Annotated in this window: 20 protein-coding genes; 9 read left to right on the top strand and 11 right to left on the bottom strand. The window is 61.2% G+C overall.

The window, feature by feature from the left end:
* Window positions 1-263 precede the first annotated feature (263 nt).
* A complete protein-coding gene (locus FHR87_RS05190; protein ID WP_183165650.1) occupies window positions 264-1,589 on the top strand; it encodes a PQQ-dependent sugar dehydrogenase in 1,326 nt (441 codons plus the stop codon).
* A gap of 75 nt (window positions 1,590-1,664) precedes the next feature.
* Here FHR87_RS05190 and FHR87_RS05185 read toward each other — a convergent pair whose 3' ends face one another.
* From FHR87_RS05185 to waaA, 4 genes are all read right to left on the bottom strand, one after another.
* Window positions 1,665-3,689 carry a polysaccharide biosynthesis protein gene (locus FHR87_RS05185; RefSeq protein ID WP_183165649.1) on the bottom strand — a complete coding sequence of 675 codons (2,025 nt, stop codon included), beginning with the start codon at window positions 3,687-3,689 and terminating at the stop codon, window positions 1,665-1,667.
* Between the two features lie 125 nt (window positions 3,690-3,814).
* Window positions 3,815-4,837, bottom strand: a complete 1,023-nt coding sequence (locus FHR87_RS05180; protein WP_183165648.1) for an MraY family glycosyltransferase — start codon at window positions 4,835-4,837, stop codon at window positions 3,815-3,817.
* Window positions 4,834-5,793 carry a UDP-glucose 4-epimerase family protein gene (locus tag FHR87_RS05175; RefSeq protein WP_183165647.1) on the bottom strand — a complete coding sequence of 320 codons (960 nt, stop codon included), beginning with the start codon at window positions 5,791-5,793 and terminating at the stop codon, window positions 4,834-4,836. Before FHR87_RS05175 ends, FHR87_RS05180 begins: the two co-directional genes overlap by 4 nt.
* Before the next feature lie 46 nt (window positions 5,794-5,839).
* A complete protein-coding gene (gene waaA, locus FHR87_RS05170; protein WP_183165687.1) occupies window positions 5,840-7,117 on the bottom strand; it encodes a lipid IV(A) 3-deoxy-D-manno-octulosonic acid transferase in 1,278 nt (425 codons plus the stop codon).
* 266 nt (window positions 7,118-7,383) lie between these two features.
* On the opposite strand from waaA, the gene FHR87_RS05165 reads away from it, so the two are divergent.
* From FHR87_RS05165 to FHR87_RS05155, 3 genes are read left to right on the top strand one after another with little or no spacing between them, the layout of a single operon-like run.
* Complete coding sequence (locus tag FHR87_RS05165) at window positions 7,384-8,568, top strand: FAD-dependent oxidoreductase (protein ID WP_183165646.1); 1,185 nt, start codon at window positions 7,384-7,386, stop codon at window positions 8,566-8,568.
* On the top strand, window positions 8,552-9,379 hold the full coding sequence (locus FHR87_RS05160; RefSeq protein ID WP_183165645.1) for an aldo/keto reductase: 828 nt from the start codon (window positions 8,552-8,554) through the stop codon (window positions 9,377-9,379). The genes FHR87_RS05165 and FHR87_RS05160 overlap by 17 nt, the downstream gene beginning before the upstream one ends.
* Before the next feature lie 19 nt (window positions 9,380-9,398).
* A complete protein-coding gene (locus tag FHR87_RS05155; protein WP_183165644.1) occupies window positions 9,399-10,307 on the top strand; it encodes a metal ABC transporter ATPase in 909 nt (302 codons plus the stop codon).
* 83 nt (window positions 10,308-10,390) lie between these two features.
* Here the strand turns inward: FHR87_RS05155 and FHR87_RS05150 are convergent, their stop codons facing one another.
* From FHR87_RS05150 to msbA, 5 genes are all read right to left on the bottom strand, one after another.
* The gene (locus tag FHR87_RS05150; protein WP_183165643.1) at window positions 10,391-11,326 is read right to left on the bottom strand and encodes a ketoacyl-ACP synthase III; all 936 of its coding nucleotides are present in this window, start codon (window positions 11,324-11,326) and stop codon (window positions 10,391-10,393) included.
* A 156-nt stretch (window positions 11,327-11,482) separates the two neighbouring features.
* Complete coding sequence (gene hldE / locus FHR87_RS05145; protein WP_183165642.1) at window positions 11,483-12,904, bottom strand: bifunctional D-glycero-beta-D-manno-heptose-7-phosphate kinase/D-glycero-beta-D-manno-heptose 1-phosphate adenylyltransferase HldE; 1,422 nt, start codon at window positions 12,902-12,904, stop codon at window positions 11,483-11,485.
* A gap of 106 nt (window positions 12,905-13,010) precedes the next feature.
* Window positions 13,011-14,420 carry a PIG-L deacetylase family protein gene (locus FHR87_RS05140; RefSeq protein WP_183165641.1) on the bottom strand — a complete coding sequence of 470 codons (1,410 nt, stop codon included), beginning with the start codon at window positions 14,418-14,420 and terminating at the stop codon, window positions 13,011-13,013.
* 11 nt (window positions 14,421-14,431) lie between these two features.
* Window positions 14,432-15,328, bottom strand: coding sequence for a GNAT family N-acetyltransferase (locus tag FHR87_RS05135; protein ID WP_183165640.1), 897 nt, complete (start codon window positions 15,326-15,328; stop codon window positions 14,432-14,434).
* Window positions 15,328-17,118, bottom strand: coding sequence for a lipid A export permease/ATP-binding protein MsbA (msbA, locus tag FHR87_RS05130; protein ID WP_183165639.1), 1,791 nt, complete (start codon window positions 17,116-17,118; stop codon window positions 15,328-15,330). Before msbA ends, FHR87_RS05135 begins: the two co-directional genes overlap by 1 nt.
* Window positions 17,119-17,152: 34 nt before the next feature.
* Between msbA and FHR87_RS05125 the strand changes: the two genes are divergently transcribed.
* Complete coding sequence (locus FHR87_RS05125; RefSeq protein ID WP_183165638.1) at window positions 17,153-17,761, top strand: protein kinase family protein; 609 nt, start codon at window positions 17,153-17,155, stop codon at window positions 17,759-17,761.
* A gap of 95 nt (window positions 17,762-17,856) precedes the next feature.
* Here the strand turns inward: FHR87_RS05125 and FHR87_RS05120 are convergent, their stop codons facing one another.
* The gene (locus FHR87_RS05120; RefSeq protein ID WP_183165637.1) at window positions 17,857-18,627 is read right to left on the bottom strand and encodes a YbaY family lipoprotein; all 771 of its coding nucleotides are present in this window, start codon (window positions 18,625-18,627) and stop codon (window positions 17,857-17,859) included.
* A 163-nt stretch (window positions 18,628-18,790) separates the two neighbouring features.
* Here FHR87_RS05120 and rimB point away from each other — a divergent pair, with 163 nt between their 5' ends.
* Together rimB and rimK are read left to right on the top strand one after the other, a co-directional pair.
* Window positions 18,791-19,255, top strand: a complete 465-nt coding sequence (gene rimB / locus FHR87_RS05115; RefSeq protein WP_183165636.1) for a retropepsin-like aspartic endopeptidase RimB — start codon at window positions 18,791-18,793, stop codon at window positions 19,253-19,255.
* Complete coding sequence (gene rimK / locus FHR87_RS05110) at window positions 19,252-20,157, top strand: 30S ribosomal protein S6--L-glutamate ligase (RefSeq protein ID WP_183165635.1); 906 nt, start codon at window positions 19,252-19,254, stop codon at window positions 20,155-20,157. Before rimB ends, rimK begins: the two co-directional genes overlap by 4 nt.
* A 66-nt stretch (window positions 20,158-20,223) precedes the next feature.
* Here the strand turns inward: rimK and FHR87_RS05105 are convergent, their stop codons facing one another.
* Window positions 20,224-22,557 (bottom strand): Tex family protein, encoded by a 2,334-nt coding sequence (locus tag FHR87_RS05105; protein WP_183165634.1) that lies wholly within the window; start codon window positions 22,555-22,557, stop codon window positions 20,224-20,226.
* A gap of 405 nt (window positions 22,558-22,962) precedes the next feature.
* Here FHR87_RS05105 and FHR87_RS05100 point away from each other — a divergent pair, with 405 nt between their 5' ends.
* Window positions 22,963-23,322 carry a VOC family protein gene (locus tag FHR87_RS05100; RefSeq protein WP_221189735.1) on the top strand — a complete coding sequence of 120 codons (360 nt, stop codon included), beginning with the start codon at window positions 22,963-22,965 and terminating at the stop codon, window positions 23,320-23,322.
* 96 nt (window positions 23,323-23,418) lie between these two features.
* Window positions 23,419-24,153 carry an osmolarity response regulator transcription factor OmpR gene (gene ompR / locus FHR87_RS05095; RefSeq protein WP_183165633.1) on the top strand — a complete coding sequence of 245 codons (735 nt, stop codon included), beginning with the start codon at window positions 23,419-23,421 and terminating at the stop codon, window positions 24,151-24,153.
* The last annotated feature ends 58 nt before the right edge of the window (window positions 24,154-24,211 follow it).

Raw genomic sequence — 24,211 nt, 5'->3', positions numbered from 1 at the left:
AGTGGTGAGTGACGATTCCCGACTAGATTGCCGAGACTGGGAATTATGCGCATAGAAACCTGCGTAGGAAGACCGGAAGATTATCGACAGGGGCCGCAAGCTGTTCAGCCAGCCTGGTAAATAAGCGAAACCACCAGCGCGGCCAGCACTCTACAAACATGGTCACTCGTCTTCGTCCCGCAATCGTGCCGGAAGGCGAGTAGTTCACTGCTACCGCGCGGCATTCACCAAGCCGGATCGATAATCTCTCTGGAGACAGAACCATGTCACGTTTCACTCCCCTCCTCATCGGTACTCCGCTATTGCTGGCCCTCGGTGGCTGCGGCGAAAGTGCCAAGCTACCGGTCAGCGAAGGCTATGGCCCGCAACCGAAACTTCCCGAACCGAACTCGACCTTTATCCCGACGGTGCACATCGCCGAGGCGGTCGGCTGGCCTCAAGGCAAGCAACCTAGCGTGGCTGCCGGCTTGCAGGTAACCGCGTTTGCTGTCGGGCTCGAGCATCCTCGTACGCTGTTGTCGTTGCCTAATGGCGATGTGCTGGTCGCCGAGACGAATGCTCCGCCCAAGACCGACGACAGCAGCAGCGGCATTCGCGATTGGGTCGCTGCACAAGTGAAAAGCCGCGTTGGTGCCAGCACACCCAGTGCGAACCGGATCACTCTGCTGCGTGACGAAAATGGCGATGGCATCGCGGAAACCCGCACGCCGCTGCTGGAAAACCTCAATTCACCCTTTGGCATGGCTCTGGTAGGCGATCAGCTATACGTGGCCAATACGGATGCCATCGTCCGTTTTCCCTATAAGGAAGGTGAGACGAAAATCACGGCACAAGGCGTGAAAGTAGCTGACCTACCAGCCGGGCCGCGCAATCATCACTGGACCAAGGATCTGATCGCCAGTCCCGACGGCAGCAAGCTGTATGTCACGGTAGGCTCCAACAGCAACGTCGCCGAACACGGCATGGACATAGAGGAAAATCGCGCTGCCATACTCGAAGTCGATCCGGGCAATGGCCAGACCCGGCTGTTCGCATCCGGCCTGCGCAATCCCAACGGTCCGGCCTGGCAGCCACGCAGCAACGCACTCTGGGTAGTGGTCAACGAGCGCGATGAAATCGGCAGTGATCTGGTGCCGGACTATATGACCTCGGTGCAGGACGGTGGCTTCTACGGCTGGCCTTACAGCTACTACGGCCAGCATGTCGATGTGCGCATCAAACCGCAGCGCCCGGATCTGGTGGCAAAGTCCATCGTGCCGGACTATGCGCTCGGTTCGCATACGGCCTCGCTCGGCCTGGCCTTTTATGAGGGCAGCCTGCTATCGGAACATTATCGCAATGGTGCTTTCATCGGCCAGCATGGTTCCTGGAACCGCAAGCCACGCAGTGGCTACAAAGTGATATTCGTCCCCTTCGATGATCAAGGCCGTCCTGCCGGCCCTCCAGAAGATATTCTCACCGGCTTTATCGACGACGAAAAAGGCGAGGCATTTGGCCGGCCTGTCGGGGTGGAAATCGACAAGGCAGGAGCGGTACTGGTGGCGGACGATGTGGGCAATGTTGTATGGCGGATCACTCCGGCACCCTGAGGCTGTAAGCGATTATTGAAGATCGAACCAAGAACTGGTTTCCAGGCCCGGATTCATCCTGGCCTGGAAATCGGATCAGGCACCGAAACCGCTTTCTTCCCTGGAATTCGTTTCGACCTCGCTCAGTTGACGCTGCTTATGAACCCAGTCGACGATTTCGCCTTGCGGGTTGTAGCCGTTGACCTTGCTGCGAAGAATTTGGCGGATACGCTGGAAGTCGTCCTGCTCTACCGCTCCGATCAGATCCCCCAACACGTGTCGAAACTGGTCCCAGGGCAGGTGTTCCTCGTGCGCGGACATGATCATGGGGTGATCCGTGGGCGTCACGTTGGCGCCGATCAACAACTCTTCATAGAGTTTTTCACCCGGACGCAAGCCGGTGAATTTGATGGCGATATCCCCTTGAGGATTGTTTTCGTCCCGCACCGTGAGGCCGGATAGCCTGACCAGTTTTTCCGCCAGCTCGACGATGCGCACCGACTCGCCCATGTCCAGCACGAAGACATCGCCGCCACGCCCCATCGCCCCCGCCTGAATGACCAACTGCGCGGCTTCCGGGATGGTCATGAAGTATCGGGTGATCTTCGGATGGGTCACGGTGATCGGCCCACCCCGCTGGATCTGCTCGCGAAACAGGGGAATAACCGAGCCGGAAGAGCCCAGCACGTTACCGAAGCGCACCATGGTGAAGTGCGTCTTGTTGACCTGGTGCACGCAGGCGTGGTCGCCATAGAGCACCGGAGCCACTTCCTTGCTGAGCGCCTGCAGGACCATTTCGGCCAGGCGCTTGGTGCTGCCCATCACATTGGTCGGACGCACCGCCTTGTCGGTCGAAATCAGCACAAAATGCCGCACGCGCGCCTGGATCGCGGCCTGAGCGGCATATACCGTTCCCAGCACATTGTTCAGCACACCTTCGGAGATATTGTGCTCAACGATGGGGACGTGCTTATAGGCGGCAGCATGGTAGACGGTTTCCACACTCCAGGTACGCATGATATCCAGTAGCCGTACAGGATTACGGATGGAACCAAGAATCGGGACCAGATGGACACTCAGGGATTCGAGGCGGATGCGCTGCTCCAGCTCGCGATGGATGTTGTAGAGATTGAATTCGCAGTGCTCCAGCAGGATCAGGGCACAAGGGTCCTGGCTGAGAATCTGCCGGCACAACTCCGCGCCGATGGAACCGCCAGCACCGGTCACCATGACTACCTGGCCGCGAATGCAGCGTTCGAGCAGATCGGCACGCGGCTCCACTGCATCACGCCCCAGCAGGTCGGCGATGTCAACCTCCTGCAAATCTTCCACTCGGACACGCCCGCTGGTCAGCTCCGAAAAATTCGGTACCGAGCGAATCCGCAGGGGATAGGCTTCCAGACAATTGAGGATTTCCCGCCGCCGGGCGCGGGAGATAGAGGGAATGGCCAGGAGTATTTCCGTTGCGCCGGTTTCATCGATCATCTGCTGGAGATGCTTGGGCTTGTAGACTCGCAACCCGGCAATAATCCGGTTGGCGATACTGCCATCATCATCGATGAATGCGACCGGGCGGATCGATTCGCCAGCCCGCAGGGCTGCCAGCAACTGGTTGCCCGCACAACCGGCACCATAGATAGCAACTCGCGGTAGCCCGTCGTTGCGACTGGTGATGAAAGGCAGCGCCACGCTGTACCAGTCCCCAAGAAAGAACTGCCGCATCAGCAGGCGCAGGCCACCGAGCAGGACCAGGCTCAACCACCAGTAGTTGAACACCATCGAGCGCGGCACCAGTACAGGCGAGTTGCCGTACCAGTAGACCGCCAGGGCGAGCAGCAGCGAAGCAAGGGTTACCGCCTTGGCAATGGCGATCAGAGCATCGCTGCCCACATAACGCATCACCGCGCGGTACATGCCGAAGCGGATGAATAACGGCAATGCCAGACAGGGAGCAATGGCGAACAACCAGGCGTGCCCACCGAATGGCTCGATCCTGGCCACGGCTCCCAGGCGCAGGTAGAAGGCCAGCCAGAGCGCCAGCCAGATCAACAGGACGTCGACAGCCAGTTGTACAAAACGTTTCTGTCGCCGGGGCAAGCGTTGTAGTTTTTCACGAATCATGGCTGCTTTCCGATGAAGATTTGGGCCAGAACACGATCTGCTCCGGTTATCGCTTCCAGCAAACGCGAGCTTGCCATTTCAGGCAAGCGTAGAACACCGCAAGTTCGATCGACCACACAAAATCATCAGGCTCGACCAGTTTCGGGCTCGCCAGCCCGGAATTTCAGTGCCAGGTATGCCAGCGGCAAATAGGCAATCAGCAAGCCAGACAGGCCATCGAGTCTGCCGCTGCCCACCCATAAGGCCAGCGGCAGCAACCAGATCAAGTTGATCGCCGCCACACCCAGTGTTACCGGCAGATGGCAACCGTAGCGCCGTGAAGCATACTGATAGGCATGACTGCGATGTGCGAGATAAATCTTTTCTGCGCGCGACAGGCGGCGCAATAGCGTAACCGTCGCATCGACCACAAAGACACCGAGCAGAATCAGCCAGCTCCAGAACAGTTCGGGCGCGACCCAGGCTGCCTGCAGGGAAAGCGTACCCAGCACGATACCAAGAAAGCCGCTCCCGGCATCGCCCATGAAAATCCTGGCTGGCGGAACATTCCAGAAGAGAAATCCGGCTATGGCACTGGCCAGCAGCAGCTCGGCCGAACCGTCGGCTACCGACTCCGTCAAAGCGCAAAGCAAAGCGGCGCCCAGGCAGACGCAGATCCCCTCGACGCTGGCGATACCGTCGAGACCATCCATGAAATTGTAGAGATTGAGCAGCCAGACCAGGTAAACGGCGGCCAGCAGATCGCCCAGCCAACCGGCATCCCAGGCAGTTCCCCAGACAACCAGAGGCGGCAAGCCATGCAACCAGAACAGCACCCAGGCCGCTGCCGCGAAATGGCCCAGCAAACGCCAGCGTGCGGCGATGTGGCCATGGTCGTCGAGAAAACCCAGCATAGCGATTGCCGCGCCAGCGCCAGCCAGCGCCCAGATCGCCGCCCACGGCAAGGCCTGCATCCAGCCCAGCACCGCCAATCCCAGCAGGAAACTCAGTACGATCGCCACGCCCCCCCCGCGCGGCGTAGGTACGGAATGTGAACTGCGGGCATTGGGGATATCCAGCAGGCTGCGGGCCAGGGCATAACGGCGCAGGGCACCGGTGAGCAACCAGGACAAGCCCGCCACCACTGGTAGCAACCACCATAGACTCATAGCACTTCATGCTCCAGGAAATGGCGGGCCGTCTCATGTAATGCGGCCTCGACACGCAAAGGCGGATTCCAACCTAGCAAGGCCCGAGTCTTGCCGATATCCACTTGCAGCGAGCCACACAGGCGCTGAGCCAGGGCCGCTTTGCCCAGCAGACGAGCACCGGTTTCAAGAAGCGTCGGCGGCACTGGCAACAAGTGCGCCGGCCGACCCAGTGCGCGCCCCAGGCGATGCAGTAAATCGGCAGTGGACAGGTCCTCGCCATCGCTGACCAGCAATACCTGGTTTGCCGCAGACGGATGCGCGACGCAGGTCACGATCAGATCCGCCAGATTCGTTAAGGCCACCAGGCTACGACGGTTGTCGATGGCACCGAGCGGCAAGGGAATGCCTCGATACAGCCACTTCATCATACTGCGGAAATTGGCCTTCACGCCTGGCCCGTAGACCAGCACCGGCCGGATGATCACCAACTCCATGCCCGTCGCGGCGCAAAGCGCCTGCAGGCCCTGCTCCGCTTCGAGCTTGGACAGGCCATAAGCGGCGACCGGCGCGGGAATATCATCGGCCGCATAGGGTTGGCCTGGAATGGTTTGTTCGCCGTTGACCTTGACCGTACTGATGAAAACGAAACGCCCGACCCCGGCAGCCGCTGCCTGCCGGGCCAGATCGAGAGTGCCGGCCACATTGACCCTGCGGTATTCAGTCAACGGATCGCAAGCCCGGTCGTCCATTACATGGACCCGCGCCGCGCAATGGATGACTCGCTCCTGTCCCGCCAGAATTTCCTGCCAGTCCTGCCCGGCATCCAAACCGGTCACGGTCTTCAGCACGATTGCCGGATTCAAGCCTGGCAAGGCGTCACGCGAGACGGCAGTGACCTGATGGCCGGCCTGCAACAATGGGCCCAGCAGTCCCTGACCCACAAAACCGCTGGCCCCGGTCACCACGACACGCATATCCACCTCCTCTCGTCCATGAAAAGCAAGGTCAGCAGTAAAGTGCTCAAGCATTGCCCCCCAGCCATGGCTCCAAACCATCGAGCAAACGGCCCAGGGCGCCACGGTTGGCATCCAGCACGGCCTGGCCGGAGAGCCCCAGTTGCGCACGCAAGGCCGGATCGCCGCACAGCGCGCCAACCTGCTGCGCCAGCGAAGCCGTATCCTGGACCACCAGCAATGCTCCGGCCTCACGCAGCTTGGCGGCGACATCCTGAAAATTGAACAGATGCGGCCCGCTCAGAAGCGGCAACCCCAAGGCCGCGGGCTCCAGCAGATTGTGACCACCGCTGGGCACGAGGCTGCCGCCGACGAAAGCAATATCAGCCAAGGCATAGAGAAACAGCAATTCGCCCATGGTATCGCCCAGCAAAACCTGATGCTGCGCCGTCAATGCCTGTTTAAAGGAACGCCGGAGAGTGGCAAAGCCTTCACGCTGGCACAACGCCTGGACTGTATCGAAACGCTCGGGGTGACGCGGCACCAGGATCAGCAAGGCATGCGGATACTCGACGAGCAGCCGGCGATGGGCGGCAAGCACGCTTTCATCCTCGCCGACATGGGTGCTGGCAGCGATCCAGGTCGGACGCGCCATCGAATGCCATTGCTCGCGCAGGCATCCGGCCTGCACCGGCAACTGTGGATCGATGGCCAGATCGAACTTGATCGAACCGGTAACCGCAACATGCTCGGGCCGGGCGCCCAACTGACGAAAACGTTCGGCCTCGACCTCGCTCTGCGCGGCAATCCAGCTCATTTCGCGCAACATCGGCCGGGTGAGGCCGGAGAAACGAGCGTAGCCGCGGGCGGATCGTGCAGACAGGCGGGCATTGGCCAGCGCTATCGGAATGCCTCGCCGGGCACAAGCATGGATATGATTTGGCCAGAGCTCGGTTTCCATGATCACTGCCAGCCTGGGTGCCAGATGCTCGATGAAACGGGCCGCAGCCCAGGGTAGGTCGTAGGGCAGATAGCAATGCTGGACGCGCTCACCGAAGAGTGCGCGAATCCGCTCGGAACCGGTCGGCGTCATGCAAGTGACCGTGATCGGCAAGCCGGGGTGGCGCTCGCTGAATGCGCGGATCAATGGCGCGGCGGCGATGCTCTCGCCGACCGATACCGCATGCACCCAAATGCCGCCCTGTCGCATGACCGGCAACCCGCAGGCAAAGCGCTCACCGAGGCGCTGCCGGTAGGCTGGCGCACGGCGGGCACGCCAGAGCAGACGCAAAACGATCAATGGCAGTGCGAGGTGAAGCAGCAGGGTATAGAGGGTCCGGGTCATGGGCGCGCAGCTTAGCAGCTCGCCAGGAACGAGGGCACCATCCAGAGCCAAGCGTGCCTGAGCATGCTGCAGCATGAGTACAGCTAATCGACCGAGGGCTGCATCAGTGCGACACTACGTCAAGGCAGAGAAATGGCGAACTATGATCCAGATGGCTTGACTTTTCGATTAGATAGAAAAAACAGCACCAAGACTAAGCTTGAAGCATCTTATCCACTGATTCGACGTGTTTATACTGCCGGCCATTTTTCTGGTGAACCCTGTCAATGCTCCAATCCTTCGGCACAGATGTCCTGATCGTCGGCGGCGGTGTCGCCGGCCTCTGGCTGAATGCGCGTCTGCGCAGGCTGGGCTATTGCTGTGTACTGGTGGAGCAGCGGGCGCTGGGTGGCGGGCAAAGCGGTAAATCCCAAGGCATCATCCATGGCGGCACCAAATATGCCCTGCATGGTGCATTGACCGGGTCCTCCGAAGCCATCGCGGATATGCCCAGGCGCTGGCGCGAGGCCCTGGCCGGCCAGGGTGAACTGGATCTCTCTGGCGTCCACCTGCTATCAGCCGCGCATTACCTATGGTCACCCGGCACCCTGACCGGCAATCTGGCCGGCTTCTTCGCCAGCAAGGCGCTGCGCGGACGGGTCGACCAGGTCAAGGGCAGCGACCTGCCACCGGCATTGCAGCATCCGGGATTCAAGGGCAAGGCCTATCGGCTGGCCGAGCTGGTGCTGGATGTGCCCGGCCTGATTGCCCGGCTTGCCCAACTGAGCGAAAACAGCCTGCTGGCTGGTGAGCATATCCAGCCTTTATATGAAGCCGGCGAACTGATCGGTCTGCGCGTCGACGAACGGGCCATTCGTGCCCGGCGCATCGTATTCTGTGCCGGTGCCGGTAACGCACAATTGCTGGCCGAGCTGGGCCTGCAACAGCCGGCCATGCAGACGCGGCCGCTGCATATGGTGCTGGTCGAAGCGCCGACACTCAAACCGCTCTATGCCCATTGCCTGGGCGGCGGAACCAAGCCACGCATCACCATCACCAGCCATCCGACCGACGATGGCCGGCTGGTCTGGTATCTCGGCGGAGAGTTGGCCGAGGCTGATGGCGTGGCCCGCGACGAAGCAGCACAGATCGAGCGAGCCCGGCAGGAATTGCACGAACTGCTGCCCTGGATCGACCTGTCGCAAGCGCGCTGGGCCACCCTGCGCGTGGATCGTGCGGAGCCCGCGCAATCGGGGCTGGCCAGGCCGGACAATGCCTTTCTTGCTGAGCACGGTTCCTTGCTGGTCGGCTGGCCGACCAAACTGGCGCTGGCACCGGATTTCGCCGACCGGGTGCTTGCCAGCCTGCAACGCGATGGTATCGTTCCCGGAACATACCCTGCCCTGCCTGCCTTGCCGCAACCGCCATTGGCCACGCCATTCTGGGAGGTATTGCATGCCCACGCTGCATGACTTCCATCGACCACTGGGCAGTACCGGCCTGCTGGTTTCGCCGCTCGGCCTTGGCACGGTCAAGCTCGGCCGCAACCAGGGTGTCAAGTATCCCGCCGGATTCCGCATTCCCGATGATGGCGAAGCAGCCAGACTGCTCGACCTGGCTCGCGAACTGGGCATCAACCTGATCGACACCGCGCCAGCCTACGGCTCCAGCGAAGAACGCCTCGGCCAGCTCCTGCAGGGACAACGCGATCAATGGGTAATCGCCAGCAAGGTCGGCGAGGAATTCGCGAACGGGCAATCACGCTTCGATTTCTCCGCCGCCCATACGCGCTACTCCGTGGAACGCAGCCTGACGCGCCTGCGCACCGACCATATCGAACTGGTGCTGGTGCATTCGGATGGCAACGACCTCGCCATTCTCGAAAACAGCGAGGTCTATCCCACCCTGGCCGAGCTCAAGCGGGAAGGCAAGATCCTGGCCTACGGTTTTTCCGGCAAGACAGTTGCCGGCGGATTGCTCGCACTCCGGGACGGTGATTGTGCAATGGTGACCTTCAATCTTGCGGAACGCCGTGAAGAACCGGTAATCGAATATGCCACCGCCCACGCCAAGGGCATCCTGATCAAAAAGGCACTGGCCAGCGGCCATGCCCTCGACCTCAAGTCCGATGACGACCCTGTGCGCCGCAGTTTCGAGCTGATTTTCGGTCATACCGGTATCAGCAGCGCAATCATCGGCACCATCGATTCGCAACATCTGCGAGAGAACGTAGCCCATACCGTGGCCGCGCTGAATAACAAGCCTGACGCCAGAGCGTCCTAATCTACGACGGAAGACTGCCATGCCGAGAGTACTGGTCCGCAAGAACCCCGCCGCGTTCAAGACCCTGCCCCTGTTTGTCGAGGCCGGGCCGGACAACCTTAGCTACCAGAGCCTGGGTACACCGTTGAACTTCACCCAGATGCTGGAGCGGCGGCGCCCGATCGAGGTGGCCGACCCCGGCCACTTCGCCGTAGAACTGGCCAACCTGGGAGTATCCGTACGCCTGACCCTGTCCTGGCAGGGCAAGGAATACTGGGTGCTGGTGAAACAGCAGCGCCAGGATCGCGGCGACGTTGTGCTCAAGCTGATTTCCGGCTATGTATCGGCCCACGAGCTGAACCTGCCGCTGCTTTCCGCCATCCACGAAATCGCCGAGGAATGCCTGCTGGAAACCCCGGAAGGCTGGCTCTCCGGGCGCTTCGGCGATACCTGGTTGCCGACCCCCTACGATACCCATCTGCGCTATCGCGAAACCACGCATTACAGCCTGCATTCGCGGACCGGGGCTACCCGCCCGGTGCTGTGCGGCAAGATCCCGTTGATGGAGCGGCCGCGCGCCTACGTGCACCTGCCTACGGCCTCATTGCAGTTGGTGTACGACATGCGCCTGGAACTGCCCAAGGATACCCACCAGCTCAGCCTGTTCCATGTCGACGAGCGCGTCGAGGACGGCAAGCTGATCGCCCGACTGGATCGCAGCCGTCCCGATCTCTATCTGATTCCACTGGAAAAGGGCCAGCCCAATGCCGAGCTGATGACCCTGCGCAAGGGTCAGTTGGTACCGGCCAGCACCCGCGGGATCTGGCTGGCGGAAAGTTTCGCCGCGCAGCAAGGCTGGGTCGTGAAAGATGAACGGATTCGCTGGAAGGACTGGCTGGCTGCGCGCCCGGTAGCGGCAACGGCGAGCAACAAACAGCTGGCCTGTTGACGCAGGAGCCTGGCAGCCAATAAAGGCACAAGTCATCCATCAGCAAGCGGGAGGCTGCACCAGTGCAGCCTCCCGCTTTCGTTTCAGCGATCGCCGCGAAACAGAATAGCCGAACCCCAGGACAGGCCGACGCCGAAACCGCTCATGACCAGGTTGCGCCAGTCGGACTCGAAGGCGTAGCGCTCCATCAACAGCGGGATGGTGGACGACACGGTATTGCCCGCGCCGAACATGTCCTTGATGACCTTGCCGCTGCAGCCCTCGCCCAGACGCCTGGCAATGGCATCGACAATCGCCCCGCTGCCCTGGTGCAGACAGAACGCATCTACCTCTTCCATATCCATCCCCGCCAGAGCCAGGACTTCCTGTATATGCGGGATGATCTTGAGGCTGGCAAAATTGAAAACCTGCCGGCCGTTCATATGGAAGAATCCATCCTTGACGAACAGATGGTCGGCACCCGTGCCATCGGTTCCAAAGCGAGCCGGCCCCAGCGTCCAGACCGGGTCGCTGCCGAGCCAGGTGGCGGTAGCGGCATCGCCGAATAACAGCGTAGTCAGGCGATCGCTACGATCCATGATTTTCGAATAGGGATCGGCGGTTACCAGGATGCCGTTTTTCAATCCCGTGGCTTCCATGAAGCCCTTGAGCACATAGATGCCATAGACATAGCCGGAGCAACCGAGGGACACATCGAAGCAGGCGATATGGGTTGGCAGGCCGGTCTTGTGCTGGACAATGGCGGAAGTATGCGGCAGCCCCTCGGCATCACCGTTCTGGGTCACAACCACCAGAGCGTCGATATCCTCGAGCTGCAGTTGTGGATTCTTCGCCAGCAGGTTGCGTACAGCCGCCACGCAGAGATCCGATGTCTCCTCGGTATCATCCTTCACCGAAAGGGTCGGCGTACCGATCTTGGACAGCACGAATTCTTCATCCCGGTCGAAGGATGCCGCCTGCGCGATATTATCGATCCGACCCGCCGGAATGTAGCTGGCGATACTCTTAATTCCAATCATCTCGTGCTTCCAACCAATAAAGACCGCTCAGCCAGCCTGATAGATGGGCCCTTGCGCGTGATCGACACGAGCCCCCATAAATACCATTCAGAGGGCTCACCGTTTGCACCTGGCACATACCGGCGAGCCTTTCAAACCCTGGGCAATACCCGTTATTCAACGATTTCGGATCTTGTCGACGATAGCCGTGGTGGAGCTGTTTTCCACCAACCCCAGAACCCGGACCTGGCCACCATAGACCCTCACCAGATCGGCGCCGACTACCTGATCGACAGCATAGTCACCGCCCTTGACCAACACATCGGGCTTTACCTGGCTCAGCAGCTTTTCCGGCGTATCTTCGGAAAAGCACACCACCCAGTCTACTGCGCCGAGCCCGGCAAGCACCGCCATGCGTCGGTCAACCGTATTGATCGGCCGCCCCGGCCCCTTCAGGCGCGACACCGAGGCATCGTCGTTGACCCCGATGATCAGGCGATCACCCAGCGCCCTGGCCTGTTCGAGATAGGTCACATGACCGGCGTGGAGAATATCGAAGCAGCCGTTGGTGAAGATGATTTTCTCGCCCTGGCTGCGCGCATCCTCGACCACTGTAAGCAGTTGCTCCAGCGTCATGACGCCACGCTCCGACCCCTGCTCGCGCTGCACCGCACGCCGCAGCTCCGGTGCGCTGATGGCTGCCGTGCCCAGCTTGCCGACCACGATGCCAGCCGCCAGGTTGGCCAGTGCCACCGCTTGCGGCAGTTCCTCTCCGGCAGCCAGGGCGGCAGCGAGCGTGGAGATCACGGTATCGCCGGCTCCCGTCACGTCGAACACTTCGCGCGCACGCGCCGGGAGGTGCAACTCCGCCTGGCCGGGACGCAGCAGGGTCATGCCATTTTCGCCCCGCGTGATCAGCAAGGCTTCCAGTTGCAACTGCTCGATCAGACGCAGCCCTCTGGCCACCAGGTCCGCCTCATCCTCACAGCGTCCGACCACCGACTCGAACTCGCCGAAATTCGGCGTGATCAGCGTGGCGCCGGCATAGATCGCGAAATCCTTGCCCTTGGGATCGGCCAGTACGGGAATGCCGCGTTGGCGTGCGGCCTGGATCAGAACCTGATGATTTTTCAGCGCGCCCTTGCCGTAATCGGATAACACCAGCACCCGGACACGCTCAAGCAACTGCTCGACTTCGACAGCCACCTGTGCGGCGTCGGTATCGAAAGGCTCTTCGAAATCCATCCGCAGCAATTGCTGATGCCGGCTCATCACCCGCAGCTTGACGATGGTCGGTTGATGGGCGAGCCGCTGCAGGCGTGCATCCACGCCGGCGGCATGCAGGCGTTCGGCCAGGCTGTCCGCGGCTTCATCCTGGCCGGTGACTCCGACCAGCCAGGCTGGCGCGCCGAGGGCCGCGATATTCAAGGCTACGTTGGCTGCCCCGCCCGGTCGGTCCTCCATCTGCTCGACCCGGACCACCGGCACCGGCGCTTCCGGCGAAATCCGCGAGGTTCCACCATGCCAATAGCGATCAAGCATGACATCACCGACCACCAGAACCGGGGCCTGATCGAAACGGGGCATGGACAGCTTCATGAAGTCTCCGACGGGATATCAGATCGGCGGCGATCATAGCATGCCAGGCGGCATTGCCGGCCGCAGGATATGTTAGACGAGCATCCGGCCAGCGGTGCGCCACGCCTCATGCCGGCGATTTGGCTAAAGTGCGCACCCAGAACAATTCATGCCGGCGCACGCCCTTGCGAAAGAACTCATTTTCACCGCTGGCAGGCCAGCGACGCCCAGCGAGCCAATGCTGGATCAACCGGCGCAAACGCTTCTTGAGCGGTAGCGCTCCCTGCAGGTCATGCTGCATGGCCAGTGCCATGGCCTTGTCCAGGCGGCTCGCAGCATCCAGTGACGGACTCCACAGCCCATCGGGCGGCAGCAGTTCAATGGCTGGCGGCAAGGCGATCCCGCCTTCGGCCGGGCCCATCGGCCAGCGGTCGTTATCGTGCAGATGATTGGCGTAGAGCAGCAAAACCTTCGGCCGCCAGCGTGCACCCGCACGGGCTTCGAGCAGAGCGCGGGTAGCGGCGACATGGTCGGCATGCGGATCGAGCTCTGGATGCGGAGTCACCAGCACTTCCGGGCGAAAATGCTCGATCAGGGCACGCAGATCGTTGACCAGATTGCTCCAGGTCGGCAGACCGTCGACATCGCCGGGAAGAGGCAGTGGGTTGTGCTGGCGCAAGGGGCGAATATCCGTCTCGCTCGATTCGCGCGAGCCGAACGGCCGATTCGGTTCGTCAGCCATCGCCGATAATTGCAGGCAGTAATAACCGAGCTGCACACAACGCTCCTGCGCCACGGCTCCCCACAGGGGTATCGCCTGGCTGTCCCAGGCTCGCAGGCGTCCCTTCAGGCGTGCGGCGGCAGCTCGATCCAGGCCGAGCGCCTGGTAGCGCTCGGCTTCGACCTCACCCTGGGTGAGCGTGACGATGGCAACGTCCTTGGCCCGACTGTACAAACCGAAGGCTGCCAGCTCGGCATCATCGGCATGCGGCGCGACAATCAGCACGCGCCGCTCGGCATAGTCCGGGTTGCTCAGGGCATACAGGGTGCCGCTGCTGGCCAGATGACAGAAACGCCCGTCGATAAGCAAACGGCCGGCGCGCAAATCCTTTTGCTGACCGGACAGGTTGAGATAGCGGATTCCGTCGACTCCGCGCTCGAAATCCTGGCGATCGGTGCCGATCCGCACTTGCGGATCGAGCAGGCGCCCCAGGCGAGTAGCAGTGACGTGCACGGCGAGAATGAGCGTCTGCGCGGTGCCGATATCCCCCTCGACAATGACCCGCCCGGCCTCCAGATACACCGGCAATGCCGGCGTGCCGGGCGGGAAGGCATAGCGGTAGTCATCCTGCGGGCTGTAGAACAGATGGTCGGCAAACCAGGCCTCGTGGGCGATCCAGACCGCGATGGCCAGCAGCGGCAGCAGCCACCAGCCGAGCGACAGGCTGGCCACCACGAGCAATGCCAGGCCAATGCCCAGGACAAAGCGTTTCTGCCGCCGATGGCGCCTGAGCAATTGCTGTTTGCGAGCTGTCATGGGCATCAGACCTAAACTTGATAGACCGGCGCCCGATGGCACCAGAGATCCTTGTACTCGCGGTCGGCGCGGCCAAAGGAATAGCGTAGCTGCTTGCCGAGCGCCCGCGCTTCGTCCCAGGCCGCCTGGGTATTGACGAAAGTGAGTACGCTGCCTGGCGCGTACTTGTCGCAGTCCGGGTCGAAGCCACCATTGATGTATTCCATGGAGATCCATTGCGGCGACTCGACCCGGTAGAGAATCTGGATCGCAATGGGCCGTCCCTCCAGCAGCACCACCGATCCGGCCATGAATTCCTGCAACAGATCGAATACCTCGACCAGGTTGGCCTTGCCCGGCACCTCGAACTTCCAGCGCTTCTCGAACAGCTGCGCATAGATCCGGGCCCGCTCAAGCGTAGCGAATTCACCGATTGGTCGCACTTCACCGCCCGCCTCCTTTATCAGGCGCAAATCGCGGCGCAGGTTGTAGCGATAACGCCCCTTGTAGTTTTCCGGAGGACGGGCGAAAGCCAGCTCATCGGACTGGGCTCGCAGTGTTGCAATACGTGCTTTATTCACCTCGGAAACGTAGGGAATCTGCTGGCGCACCGGCACGCAGGCATGCTCGGCGATCGGCAGGATCACTTCAGCGTTGCCCAGATCGAAAAAACGCTTCTTCCCGGCCTGCTTCAGCACCTCCTTCGACAGGGCCAGATGACGCCCCCAGCAGGGTATCGCCGCAACCAGTTCGCCACCCTGCTGCCAGCCCAGATAGCGCACCGGAATGCCGACCAGGGTGGCCAGCCGTTCGACGATATCGGGATGGGTGATCACACTGCCGCCCAAGCGTCGCCAGGCCTCGGCATAAGCCGCAGAGTCGATGGCGGTCCAGCCACGCTCGCGCCAGAAGCGCAAATACTGGAGCATCAGACATTTTCCTCGATCGGCGGCATATCGCTGCTTTCCTTGAATTGCCTGGCGTGCAGGCGCGCATAGTGGCCATTTGCGGCCAAAAGTTCGGCATGGGTCCCGCGTTCGACGATGCGCCCCTGGTCCATCACCAGAATCAGGTCGGCCTTCTCGATGGTGCTCAGACGATGCGCGATGACCAGCGTGGTCCGGCCTTTCATCACTTCATCCAGCGCCGCCTGAATATGTCGCTCGGATTCGGTATCCAGCGCCGAAGTGGCTTCGTCGAGAATCAGCACCGGCGCGTTCTTCAGTAAAGCCCGCGCGATAGCCAGGCGCTGGCGCTGACCGCCGGACAGCAACACCCCATTCTCGCCGATCAGCGTATGGTAGCCATCAGGCATCTGCTCGATGAATTCGTGGGCATAAGCCGCCTCGGCTGCCCGCTGCACCGTCTCGAGCGGCGTCCCGGCGAGATGGCCATAGGCGATATTGTTGATCACCGTGTCGTTGAACAGCGTGACCTGCTGAGTTACCAGAGCAATATGCCGGCGCAGATTGGCGAGTTTGTAATCCTCGATATCAATTCCATCGAGCAGAATGCTCCCCCTCTCATGGTGATAGAAGCGCGGAATCAGGTTGGCCAGGGTCGATTTACCGCTGCCGGAACGCCCTACCAGAGCCACCATCTGCCCCGGTTCGATCGTGAAGTCGACCTCGGACAGCACCTGCTTCTTCGTCTGGGGATAGACGAAATCGAGATTTTTCACCTCAAGCTGGCCGCTGACTCGCTCGCGCTCCACGCTGCCGTTATCGATCTCCGGAGCCTCATCGAGCTGGGCAAAGATGCTGTCGGCCGCTGCCAGCCCTTTCTGGATGGTGGCACTGACTTCGGAAAGCTGGCGAATCGGCTTGGGCAGCATGCTGGCCGCGGTGATGTAGGCGATCAACTCTCCGGCGGAGGCATCGCCACGAAAGAACAGCACCATGAACATCAGGACTGCCATGTTGGTGTAGATCACCAACTGCAGGGTGGGCGTGTAGACCGACTGGGTGCGGACCATGCGCATAGTCCTGCGCATGTTGTCCTCGCTGGCCTTGTGGAAGCGGGCCCGCTCATAATTTTCACCGCCGAAGCTGCGTACCACGCGATAGCCCTGGATGGTCTCCGAGGCTACATGGGTAACATCGCCCATCGCCTCCTGAATCTTCTTGCTCTGCTTGCGAAACTTGCGGCTCGCAGAGACCACCATCATTCCGATCAGCGGCAGGATGGCCAACAGCACCAGGGTCAGTTGCCAGTTCATCCAGAGCAGATAGCCGAACAGGAAAACCACAGTGAATCCTTCGCGGATCACCACCTTGACGGCATCGGTGGCCGCTCCCGTAACCTGGGCGACGTTGAAGACGATTCGCGAAATCAGGTGGCCGGAATTGTGCTTGTCGTAGTAATCGTTCGGCAGCACCAGCAAATTGTCGAACAGTGAACAGCGCAGATCATGCACCACACCGCGCGCCACCTGCGAAAGAAAGAAATTACCGAGAAAGGAACCGACTCCCTGATAGGCAGCGATCAGGATGATTGCCAGCGGCACCCCGTAAACCAGCGCTATCCCAAACAGCTTGCTGTTGTCATCGGCCTGCAAGCCATCGAGAAAATACTTGAGCAGATCGGCCAACATCGGCTGGCTGGAGGCAAAGATGAGAAAGCCAACGATACTGAGTGAGAACGATCCTCGATAGGGCAGCACGTACTTGAGCAATCGCAGGTACAATGAAACGCTGGATTGCTGGACAGAATGGGCCATGCAGAAAGCCTCTAACCTCGGCAAGAAAAACAGGATGCGGATTGTATCAGCGCAAGAGCAGGAGAAATGGCTCGAAGATGGCCAGGTTCTGGAAAAGGACAGCCGTGGCCCCAAGGTACTGCTACTGGAAGACGGGCTGATCCTGAAGATCTTCCACACGCGCCGCCATGTGCTGTTGAACCGGCTTACCCCGCCTGCGCAGGTTTTCTCGCGCAACGGGGAAATCCTGGCCAATTCGGGAATCTGCGTTCCCGAGATCGTCGAAACATTCTGGTTGGACAAGGATAAGGGCCTGAGCGCCTGTCGCTATCGTCCCCTGCCTGGAGAATCGATCGAATCGCTCTTCAAACGCAACTCGCAGCAAATCGAACCGCTGCTGCCTGATCTGGCCACCTTCATCGCGCTGCTGCATCGCGAGGGCATCTATTTTCGCTCCCTGCACCTGGGCAACATCCTGCAGCTACCCGATGGCCGGTTCGGGCTGATCGACTTTCTCGACCTGCGCAAAAAACGCCGACGCCTTACGCAAGGCGAAATCAAGCGAAACTTCATGCACCTGAGCAACTATCTCGACAGGCGCAAGCTTGAGGCATTTCCCCTGCAGCGCCTGATCGACTGCTACGAAAATTGCGCGAGTCAGTGAAGGACGGATAAGTACCTATCAATCCATTGAAATCGACGAAGAACACGGGTTTCTAATAGCAGTAAATCCGACGTCATCCAGCCGCACACCTACTCTCAGCGCAACGCCACAGCCGCGAAACGCGCCACGACCTTGCCATCGGTATCCAGCAGATCGAGCTGCTCGCCAACGATGCGAAAGCGCGCCACCGTCTCCAGGGTATGCAGGAACTGTGTTTCCTGCGCCATGCCGTCGACACAGGCCATCTGCGTACTGGCCATTTGTTTCAGCGCCAACCGATCATCCTCGACCTCGAAAGCGCCCATTACTCTATTGCAGCCGCCATAGCCCGACACACGAAGCTCGCTTGCCGAAAAGACCAGGTGCGGCTCGCGCTGGTTCGCCACCACCGCAACCGGCGCATCGTTCAGACTTACCAGCTTCCAGTAAGTATTGCGCAGCGGGCTGTCGGGGACGAACGTGTCGGTCGATTGCGCTGCACCGGCAACCGACACCAGCCGAAGCTGAAGGGGCACGGAGCTGCCGTCGAGTACGGGAACGTGCGTATCGGTCGTGAACAGCAAGCGCTCCTGCTGACGGATCGCTGCCCGCACGGCATAGCGGTGGCCCGGCTCGATGGCCTGGTCGTCATAAGTGATTTCGAAATGGAATGGCGGCAGACCTGCCGGCTCCAGCGTGGCACGGCCGAGCACCGAGGCTGGGGCGTCGGCCCGTGACACATCCTGCAGCACCGCCTCGAACACCGCATCCGCCGGCAGCGCCATGCGCTCGCGATAGGTTGCGCTGCCTGTCAGGCTGCCGGCCAGCGCAGGCCAGGCCAGAATCAGAGCGAGGGCGGCCAGACCGCATCCCACAGGTATTTTCATGATCTTCGTTCCTTGTCGGGCAGGGGTGAACTCTTGCAGGATTATAGGCCCGCTTCACCGAACGGCATGGCCGCGACATACTTGGCCATTACCATTACCCGCAATTTTGTGGCTGCCACATGCAAGGTTCTAAAATGCGCGCACATCATCCAGGAAGGCCTCGATGAACTCCGACCTCTTCAATAGCGTCATCGGCCTGCGCGAGTGGGTCGCCCTGCCCGACCTGGGCGTAGTCGGCCTGCGCGCCAAGATCGACACGGGAGCCAGCACCTCGACGCTGCATGCTACCGAGATCAGCGAGTTCGAACGCGGCGGCCAGCGCTGGGTACGCTTTCACGCGCACCTGGGCACGCTGGTGCAGCGCCGGCATCGCTGCGAAGCGCCGTTGCTGACCCGCAAGACCATCAAGAGCTCCACCGGCCACGTACAGACCCGTTACGTGATCCGCACGACCCTGGCACTCGGCGGCAGCGCCTGGCTCGTCGAACTCACTCTGACCTGTCGCAAGACCATGCGTTATCGCATGCTGCTGGGCTCCAAGGCCCTGATCGACGGCAGTTGGCTGGTCGATCCCTCGAAAAGCTACATTCAAGACAAACCGCAGATCCTGACCCTCGGTGCCCAATGAAAATTGCCGTGTTGTCGCGCAACCCGCGCTTGTATTCGACTCGCCGCCTGGTGGAAGCCGGCCGGCAGCGAGGCCACGACATGGTGGTGATCGATACCTTGCGCGCCTATATGAATATCGCCAGCCACAAGCCGCAGATCCATTACCGCGGCATGCCGATGGAAGGTTTCGACGCGGTGATCCCGCGGATCGGTGCCTCGGTCACCTTCTATGGCTGCGCGGTGCTGCGCCAGTTCGAGATGATGGGCGTCTTTCCGCTCAACGAATCGGTAGCCATCAGCCGTTCACGGGACAAGCTGCGCTCGCTGCAACTGCTCTCGCGCAAGGGCATCGGCCTACCGGTGACCGGCTTCGCCCATTCGCCGGACGACGTGCCGGACCTGATTCGCATGGTCGGCGGCGCGCCGCTGGTGATCAAGGTGCTGGAAGGCACCCAGGGGATCGGCGTCGTGCTGTGCGAGACCGAAAAGGCAGCTGAATCGGTGATCGAGGCCTTCATGGGCCTCAAGCAGGACATCATGGTTCAGGAATACATCGAAGAAGCCGGCGGTGCCGACATTCGCTGTTTCGTGGTCGGCGACAAGGTCATCGCCTCGATGAAGCGTCAGGCCAAGCCCGGTGAATTCCGCTCCAACCTGCATCGCGGCGGCAGCGCCAGCCTGATCAAGATCACGCCGGAAGAACGTATGACCGCGATCCGCGCCGCCAAGGTGATGGGGCTGAACGTGGCTGGCGTGGACATCCTGCGCTCCAACCATGGTCCACTGGTGATGGAAGTGAACTCCTCGCCCGGTCTGGAAGGAATCGAGGTAACTACCAGCCGCGATGTAGCCGGCATCATCATCGATCATCTGGAAAAAAATGCCGAATACGGCATGACGAGGACCAAGGGAAAAGGCTGAGACCGAGGCTGGACGAGAATCAAGATTTTTCGTCCAGCCTTTTGCTTGCGACGCTTTTCGAAGCGCTTATTTGCGCAACTGCCTGGCATTGGCGAACAACGCCGCCATGGCCGGGTTCGTGGGTGCCTTGTCTGGCTGTTTGGGCGCGCTGCGCTCGCCGCGCTGCGCTGCGCCACTACGCTGGCCGCCGCGCTTGCCATCGCCACCACGCGGCCCCTCAACTTTTTCCCCGGGCGTGTCGCTCATGCGCATAGTCAGGCCGACGCGATTGCGCGGGATGTCCACTTCCATCACCTTGACCTTGACGATGTCGCCGGCCTTGACCACTTCACGCGGGTCCTTGACGAACTTTTCCGACAGCGCACTGATATGCACCAGGCCATCCTGATGCACGCCGATATCGACGAAGGCACCGAAGTTGGTCACGTTGGTCACCACGCCTTCGAGCACCATGCCGGGCTGCAGGTCTTTCAGCGTCTCGACGCCATCCTGGAATTCGGCGGTCTTGAACTCGGGGCGCGGGTCGCGGCCGGGTTTGTCCAGCTCGCCGAGGATGTCAGTGACGGTGGGCAAACCGAACGTCTCGTCGGTGAATGTCTTCGGATCGAGGCGTTTGAGAAAGGCCGAATCGCCGATCAGCGAGCGAATATCGCGACCGGTATCGGTGGCGATACGCTGCACCAGCGGGTAGGTTTCCGGGTGCACAGCAGAAGCGTCCAGCGGATTGTCACCGTTCATCACGCGCAGAAAGCCTGCGGCCTGCTCGAAGGTCTTATCACCCAGGCGCGGGACTTTCTTCAGTTCGTTGCGGGTCTTGAAGGCACCATTGGCGTCGCGGTGGGCGACGATATTCTGCGCCAGCGTTGTGTTGAGGCCGGAGATGCGCGCCAGCAATGCGGCCGAAGCGGTATTCACATCGACACCGACGGCGTTCACGCAGTCCTCCACCACGGCATCCAGCGAGCGCGCCAGCTTGAGCTGGGACACATCGTGCTGGTACTGGCCGACACCGATGGATTTCGGATCGATCTTCACCAGTTCAGCCAGCGGGTCCTGCAGACGGCGAGCGATGGAAACAGCGCCACGCAGCGAGACATCGAGATCGGGGAATTCCTTTGCCGCCAGTTCGGAGGCCGAATACACCGAAGCACCCGCTTCGCTGACCATGATTTTGGTCAGCTTCAGCCCCGGCACGTTCTTGATCAGCTCGCTGGCCAGCTTGTCGGTTTCCCGGCTGGCGGTGCCGTTGCCGATGGCGATCAGGTCCACGGCATGCTTGGTACAGAGTTTAGCCAGGATCGCCAGCGTGCCGTTCCAGTCGTTCTTCGGCGCGTGCGGATAAACCGTGGCGGTGTCCAGCAGTTTGCCAGTGGCATCGACGACCGCCACCTTGCAGCCGGTACGCAGGCCCGGGTCCAGCGCCAGCGTGGCGCGCGGGCCAGCCGGCGCAGCCAGCAGCAGATCGTGCAGGTTATGGGCGAACACGTTGATCGCCTCGTCTTCCGCCCGGTCGCGCAGTTCGCCGAACAGATCGGTTTCCAGCGTCGTGTAGAGCTTGACCTTCCAGGTCCAGCGCACCACTTCGCCCAGCCACTTATCCGCAGCACGGCCTTGATGGGAGATGCCAAAGCGCTCGCCGATCATGCCTTCGCAAGGATGCAGGGTGCCTGGCTGCTCTTCACTCACCTTCAAGGTCGACGCCAGAATACCTTCGTTGCGGCCCCGGAAGATGGCCAGGGCGCGGTGCGAGGGCACACTTTTCAGAGGTTCGTCATGCTCGAAGTAATCGCTGAACTTGGCACCTTCGTTTTCCTTGCCAGCCACCACGCGGGCGCTCAGGGTTGCATTGTCCTTGAGGAAACTGCGCAGATTGGCCAGCAGGTCGGCGTCTTCGGCAAAGCGCTCCATCAGGATGTATTTGGCGCCTTCAAGCACCGCCTTGGTATCGGCGAAGCCTTTGTCGGCATCGATGAAGCGCCCGGCTTCGTCTTCCGGCGTCAAAGCTGGGTTGCCGAACAGCGCGTCGGCCAGCTCGCCAAGGCCGGCTTCCAGGGCGATCTGGCCCTTGGTGCGGCGCTTCTGCTTGTATGGCAGATAAAGGTCTTCGAGCCGCGTCTTGGTGTCAGCCAGGTTGATCTCGCGGGTCAGTTCGGGAGTCAGCTTGCCCTGCTCCTCGATGCTGGCGAGGATCGACCCACGACGGTCGTCCAGCTCACGCAGGTAGCGCAGGCGTTCTTCCAGGTGACGCAGTTGGGTGTCATCGAGGCTGCCAGTGACTTCCTTGCGGTAGCGGGCAATGAAGGGAACGGTGGAGCCTTCGTCCAGCAAGGCCACGGCGGCGGCGACCTGTTGTGGGCGAACACCCAGTTCGTCGGCAATACGCTGGTTGATACTGTCCATGAAAAAACCTGGTCGAGGATAAAAAGGCAGGCGTCGGGCGCCTGGAAGCGGCAGGAGTATAACGGCAGGTACGCAAGAGCGTTAAGGCAGCCGGTCACGAGCTGCTGGACACGATTTCACGATGGCGTACGGAAAACCAGGGCACGGCCCGCTCTGGCCACAGCGTCGAGAATCAAATCCGCAACTATCGGTCAGACGGGAACAACACCATTTTGATAAGACAAGGAGAGTTTGCAGTGACTCACGATGAATTCGGTGCCCTGCCGCGCGGCATCAACCATATCGGCATGACCGTGCCCGACCTGGACCAGGCCAGCGCATTTCTCAAGCAGGCGCTGGGCCTATGATGGACTCACGCGCGACGACCCACCGCGCGAAGGGCCGGAAGTCGAGCGCCAGCTTGGCTTGCCAAAAGGCGCACGCATCATCCGCCAGCGCATGTTGCACATCGGCAACGGCCCGGGCCTGGAGATATTCGAGATCGAATCGCCCACGCACCAGCCTGCCGCCGGCTTGCACGACTATGGGCTCAACCATATCGCGGTCTATGTCGACGATATGCAGGGCAGCGTCAGACGCATGGCCGCCGCCGGCGGCCGGCTGCTCTCCGAAGTCCACGGCAACTCGCGCCATGAGGACACTCCCGGCAACGGCAGCGTCTATGCCATCACGCCCTGGGGGGGCCTCATCGAGCTGCAAACCATCCCTGGCGGTTTCTACTATCCGGACGACAGCGAGACCGAGGTCTGGCTGCCAACGCCTTAAAATGCTGACCGGGATGAAAAATATGCTAACAATGGTCACCCTCGTAGCAGTGCCGACTACGCCATAATGCCGCCAGATCATATTCTCGGAGATACCATGAACAGTGCCCTTGCCAGCGAAGGCGAAAAAATCCTCATCGTCGATGACGACGCGCGCCTGCGGCGCCTGCTCGAACGCTTCTTCAGCGAACAGGGGTTTCGCGTGCGCACGGTGGAGAATGTCGAGCAGATGGATCGCCTGCTGACCCGGGAGCTGTTCAGCCTGCTCGTCCTGGATCTGATGCTGCCGGGCGAGGACGGGCTGTCCGCCTGCCGCCGGCTGCGTGAGGCCAACAACCAGATCCCGATCGTCATGCTGACGGCCAAGGGCGACGAAACCAGCCGCATCCAGGGCCTGGAAATCGGTGCCGACGACTATCTGGCCAAACCCTTCAATCCCCGCGAATTGCTGGCGCGGATTCGCGCCGTGCTGCGCCGCCAGGCAGCGGTGGTCCCGGGAGCGCCGGCCAGCGAGGATGAAATCGTTACCTTCGGCGACTACGAGCTGTCCCTGGCCACCCGCGAGTTGAAGAAAGGCGACGAAGTCCACATGCTCACTACCGGTGAATTCGCCGTGCTTCGGGCCCTGGTGCAGCATGCCCGCGAACCCTTGACCCGCGACAAGTTGATGAACCTTGCCCGTGGCCGCGAATGGGATGCCCTGGAGCGCTCGATCGACGTGCAGATTTCCCGCCTGCGCCGCCTGATCGAGCCGGACCCGTCCAAACCACGCTACATCCAGACCGTCTGGGGGGTCGGCTACGTGTTCGTCCCGGACGGCAACAAATCCTGAGCAAACGTCGACAAGAGCGCTGGAAGCGGGGCGAGATTATTTTTCGTCCTGCTTCCAG

This window comes from Azomonas macrocytogenes, from assembly GCF_014191985.1.
In the GTDB taxonomy this organism is placed as follows: Bacteria; Pseudomonadota; Gammaproteobacteria; order Pseudomonadales; family Pseudomonadaceae; genus Azomonas; species Azomonas macrocytogenes.
The sequence above is the reverse complement of the archived record's forward strand: the minus strand, read 5'-3'. Positions and strand labels throughout refer to the sequence as shown.